This is a genomic window from Shinella sedimenti (assembly GCF_022601905.1).
Lineage (GTDB): Bacteria > Pseudomonadota > Alphaproteobacteria > Rhizobiales > Rhizobiaceae > Shinella > Shinella sedimenti.
Genome location: NZ_JAKVIN010000022.1, coordinates 1 through 4,939 on the forward strand (window position 1 = coordinate 1; position 4,939 = coordinate 4,939).

General features: G+C 63.3%; 1 protein-coding gene. It reads right to left on the reverse strand.

The window, feature by feature from the left end:
• Positions 1-50: 50 nt before the first annotated feature.
• The gene (traA, locus tag MKI86_RS23700) at positions 51-4,670 is read right to left on the reverse strand and encodes a Ti-type conjugative transfer relaxase TraA (RefSeq protein ID WP_241605970.1); all 4,620 of its coding nucleotides are present in this window, start codon (positions 4,668-4,670) and stop codon (positions 51-53) included.
• Positions 4,671-4,939: the final 269 nt, after the last annotated feature.

The window sequence follows — 4,939 nt, forward strand, 5'->3', positions numbered from 1 at the left end:
TGGCCTTCCTGCTCCCGTCCTTGTCTTCTCCCTTCATGTTGGCGCCCTACTCACCGAATGATGCCCCGCCCGCGGTCGATTGCGCGACGTTGGCGTTCAGCAACGATTTGCTGAGTTCGACCCATGCGGACAGTCTGCTGCAGGACCCTCAGGCGGTCCTGCATCGCCTCGAATGGACGACGCTGCGCTGGCGACAAGCGGTTGACGATATCCGTCTCGCCGCGCAGGATCGCATCGCGCCCGAACCGCAGATCGAGCGATCGGCTAACGGCCGCAAATTCCTCCCAGACGCGAGGCTCGATCGACCGCGCTGCGACATCGAGTTTGGCGTCCTTTTTCCTCATTGCCGCCGCAAGCCCACGCAATGCCTCATCAGCTGCCGGTGACAATCCAGGAATGACGACGGCCATACACTGGCGCTCATCGGTAATCGCCTGGGTCTCCATGGCGAGAGCGCTGGCATAGGATGCGCTCAGCGACCGGATACGGCCTGCCGCCTCCGGCACGGCTTGAAGCGCCTTCTTCCGCTCACGGCCGGCGGCCAGTAGCCGATCGACGATGCGATTAGAGCCGCGCAGCGCACCATAGGCTGCAGGATCGTTGGCGACCGCCGCTGCGAGCCGCTCGCCCGCGATGCCTTTGAGAATAAGGGTCTCGATCTTGTTCACGGCGTCCACAGGGTCACGCCAGATTTGCCCCGCCGTTTCGACAAGGGCCGCGCGATTGTGACTGACATGGGCACTTTCGCGCGCCCTGATGCGCGCCTCGTCTTCAACCGAGGTCATGAACTCCGTCACGGCGGCGAGCATGGGCAGCACGGTACTCCCCTCCTTCCCCCGCTCGACGCTGGCGCCGGCAACCAACTTTGAGCGGTTGGACCTCTCCGCACGATGCTGTTCCCCGGCGAAGCGGCGCACGACCTTGAACAGCCGCGCCAGCTTCTCACGTCGATCGCCTGCAAGTTCGTCGGGCATGCGCTCGACCATGTTGCGCTCGGCAATGGCATCGGCCCTCTCCGTGAAGGCGGACCATCCAAATCGCGCCGTCAACGCTTCGTTGACCGCCTTGATCTCCTGAACCAGCACACGGTCCTGGGCGGCATAGGTGAAGGCAGTCTTATAGGCGTCGGGTCCGCCGCGCTCATGAACTGCCTCGATTTCGAGGAGACGCGCCATTGCCGGTTTAGAAAGGGCAGGAATGGAGAGAGACAGATGTGCACGACGCTGCTGCTCCTTGATAGCGAAGCGTTGGGCATGACGCCGAAACTGCGTTGCGTGCGCACGCGCAAGCGGCACCAATTCCGACAGGGCAGTCATCGCTACGCCGCGCTCGTCCCGCGCCGCGCGGCCATCAACCAGGAGATCGGATCCACGCATGCGGCCAAGTCGCTGCGGGCTCGCCACGAGGTCTTCGGCTAGTCGGCGCGGCTGCAGGTCTGCTTGCGACGCCAGAGCGTTCAGCCTGGCCAGCGCCTCGTCAGGATCGCGATAGATTTTCTCCAGGACCGGACGCAAAACGGCCTCGCGTTCCCGCCAGCGATGCGAGGCCAGTTGCGCGCGGCGCGCATCTTCCTCAAGGCTGTGATCAAATCGCGTCGTCGCGGGTATCAGGCAGGATCGGTCCGCGGGAACTGGCGCGGCGATGGTTTCAGAACGCGCATCCTCATAGGAAAGGCTTTTCTCGCGTTCGATTGCAAAGCCAAGCGCCACGCTCGCCCTTTGCCAGAGCGTCGCGACCTGCCCGTGCTTCTCGGCAAGCCAGGCCAGCCGGCGGACAGTCGCCTCCTCGCGTCGCGCCGCGATCTCGGCCAGCGTGTCGATACCGCGGCGCCGGGCGAAGTCGCCAACATGCGTCTGGTAGCCGACCTCGCTTTCAAAATCGAGCGTCGTGGTCTTGGCACCCGAGCGGCCAAGACGCGCGACCATGTGCGTGAACAGTTCAGGCCGATGGCTTTCGCGCTCGATCCGCTCCTGGCGAACGCAAGCGGCTTCGGCCAGCTTGGCCGTCCAGACATTGCGCTGGACCTCGCGTTTCTCGGTCCTCTTCTCACCCGTCTCCGGATCGGTCAGGACGACGTCCACCGTGACCGTCTCGACACCATCCTTGCGGAGTGTGACCGTATCGCCCTCGCAAACACCGCCCGCCTCCAGCGCGTTCGGCAAGCTGACGCCCCAGACACGGTGGACCGCTCCGTCATCCGTGCGGACATCCGCATAAGGGCTTTCCTTGGCATCCTCATCGTCCGGCCGGAACCGTGCCGTACCGGTCATCACGAGCACGCCCGTAACACCAGCGGCATGATCGACGCGCGGCTTTCGTCCCCATTCCGGCTTTGCCTCAAAATCCTCGCGCGCCGCATAGAGCGTTGCCTGATCGCGATGACGGGTCATCGAGACATAGGTCAGATGGTGGTCCATCATGCCGGTGGCGAGCACGAAGGTCCGGTCGACGGTGACACCTTGAGACTTGTGGATCGTCGCCGCATAGCCGTGGTCGACATTACGATAGCTGTCTTCGCTGATCACGACGTCGCGGCCATTGTCCAGGCGAACCGAGAGCAACGGACCACCACGGTTGTCACCGGTGGAAACGACCGTGCCCAGCATGCCATTCTTGACATATTGCGGCCCAGGCACCCTTGCCCGCGGTTCCAGGAAACGAGCGTTTTCGAGGAAGATAATGCGGTCGCCAGCGGCGAACTCGCGAACGCCGCGCACCGTCTGGAAAGCGCGTGCATCCGTCAGCGCGCCGGCAGCGTTCATGACACCGCGAAGCTCTTCATTAAGACGCTTCACATCGTCATTGGTGTGGGCGAGCACCAGCATCTCGTCGCCCCGCAGCCGGCCGTCGCGACCGGCCGCTCGTGACCGCGCGATGGCTTCTTCGCGCGCCGCGCTCCAATCCGCAGTGATACGTTCGACAATGTCGCTGCGGCGCGCAGCCTCGACAATCCGTCCTCGCTGCGCATAGGCGTCCAATCCCTCCTCCACCCTGCCACGGGCAAACAGACGCGAGGCATCGCGCGCCCACGCGTCCCGCTGCCGGCGCACACCCGAAAGCTCGGCAAAACCGATCCGCTCGGATATCGCCCGGAAGGCCGCACCAGCCTGGATCGGCTGAAGCTGCATCGCGTCACCAATCAGCACTGCCTTCGCGCCGGCATTTTCAACCGCCTTCAAAACACGCGCCATCTGCTGAGAGGAGACCATGCCCGCCTCATCGATCACAAAGAGATTGCCGCGCTCCAGCAGATCGCGACCGTTCTCCCAGGCCAGTTCCCATGAAGCGAGCGTACGCGACTTGATGCCGGAACTGTCTTCCAGCCCTTCGGCCGCCTTGCCGGCCAGTGCTGCGCCGAAGACACGACCGCCCTCTCCTTCCCAGGCCACGCGCGCGGCGGCGAGCAATGTCGACTTACCGGCACCGGCCAGACCCACGACAACCGCAATCGCGCTGTCGCCGGTGACGTGACGCACGGCTGCGACCTGCTCCGCGTCGAGCTTGAAGGGCTTTTCCCGATCGGCCGTTTGGACCTTGTGCACGGCTGCGGCAACCGTGGGATCGGCAATCTTGAACCCGGTGCGCTTCGACAGGTTATCCGCAGACTGCGCCATGTCGTATTCGATGCGCAGTGCCGCGCGCGTGGTGAAGATCGCCGGCTCCGCAACCGTGCCGGTCTGTCGGTCCGCTTGTTGCAGCCTCAAGAGAACCAACTCGTCGCAGGCCATCACACGGGCGCGGATGTTGGCAAAATCTGTGGGATCGTCGACATAGCGATGCAACGCCTTGGCGATATCCTTCTCATCGAAAGTGGACCGCTCATTGCCGAGCTGCTTTAGCAGAAGCGCCGGATCGGCAAGCAGGCGGTCCGCCATCTCCTGCCGGCGCGCGAGATCGGCCGGGGCGAAATACATTGCGGCCCCCTTGCGCGCGAGTGCTGCTTTTTCCGGGCCGAGATGCTTTTGCGCGATGCCGTCCAGGCCCTGCTCGGCATAGGAGCGACCATCAAGACGAATATCATGACCGGCAAGCGCCAGATGCCTGTTGGCGGTTTGCGCCCAAGCGATCTTCCACGCTTTCATCGTTTCCTTGTCGCCGGCCCAAAGCTTGTAGACGATCTTGCCCTTCGGTCGATCCGGGGTGACGACGCGCAGCGGCTGACCGCTTGCGCCGAGCACGGCCACTTTCTTCGGCCCGAAACCCTTCTCCGTCAGAGGGCGCAGCGCCGTCATCAGGTGAATATGCGGATTGCCATCCTTGTCGTGATAGACCCAGTCGGCGATCATGCCTTTGGAGGTCATCGTGTCACGGACGAATTCCTGGACCAGCGCGATGTTCTCCGCTCGCGTCAGTTCCTCCGGCAGCGCGATGATCAACTCGCGGGCAAGCTGGGCATCAGATCGTGTCTCGAACGCATCGACCGCATTCCACAGCGCCTCGCTAGCTGCGGCGACGGTCTTTCCCTCGATGGCAGTCTGCAGCCAGGCTGGGATCTGCTCGGGCAGCGCCAGCTCTTCATGTTTCAATTCGCCAGCACCACCGCGATAGCTGAACGTCGTGCCGACCTGCTCGTCGATCATCCGGGCGCGGTGACGATAGGCGGCGGCCGAGACGACGCTGCGTCCCGCTCCCCTGCTGATTACCTGCGCTCTGACGAACATGATCGCCACTGCCGTCTCCTCACCTCCCAGGCACGTCGCCCCAGCGACGTATATTGCGCCCTCAACTCGATCTCCGATGCCGCGTTTCGGGGAAGCGGCCCAAGCCGGCTGTGCGGGAACGACGTGTTGTGGGCTTGCATAGGGTAGCGTTTTTTACTATCGTTTTCCAGATAGTATAAATCACATCAACAAAACCACCTTCCATGAGGAGGACAAACCATGGCTGCCAAACTATCTATCACGGACATAGACGCTCAGATCGAGAAGCTGCGAGAGCG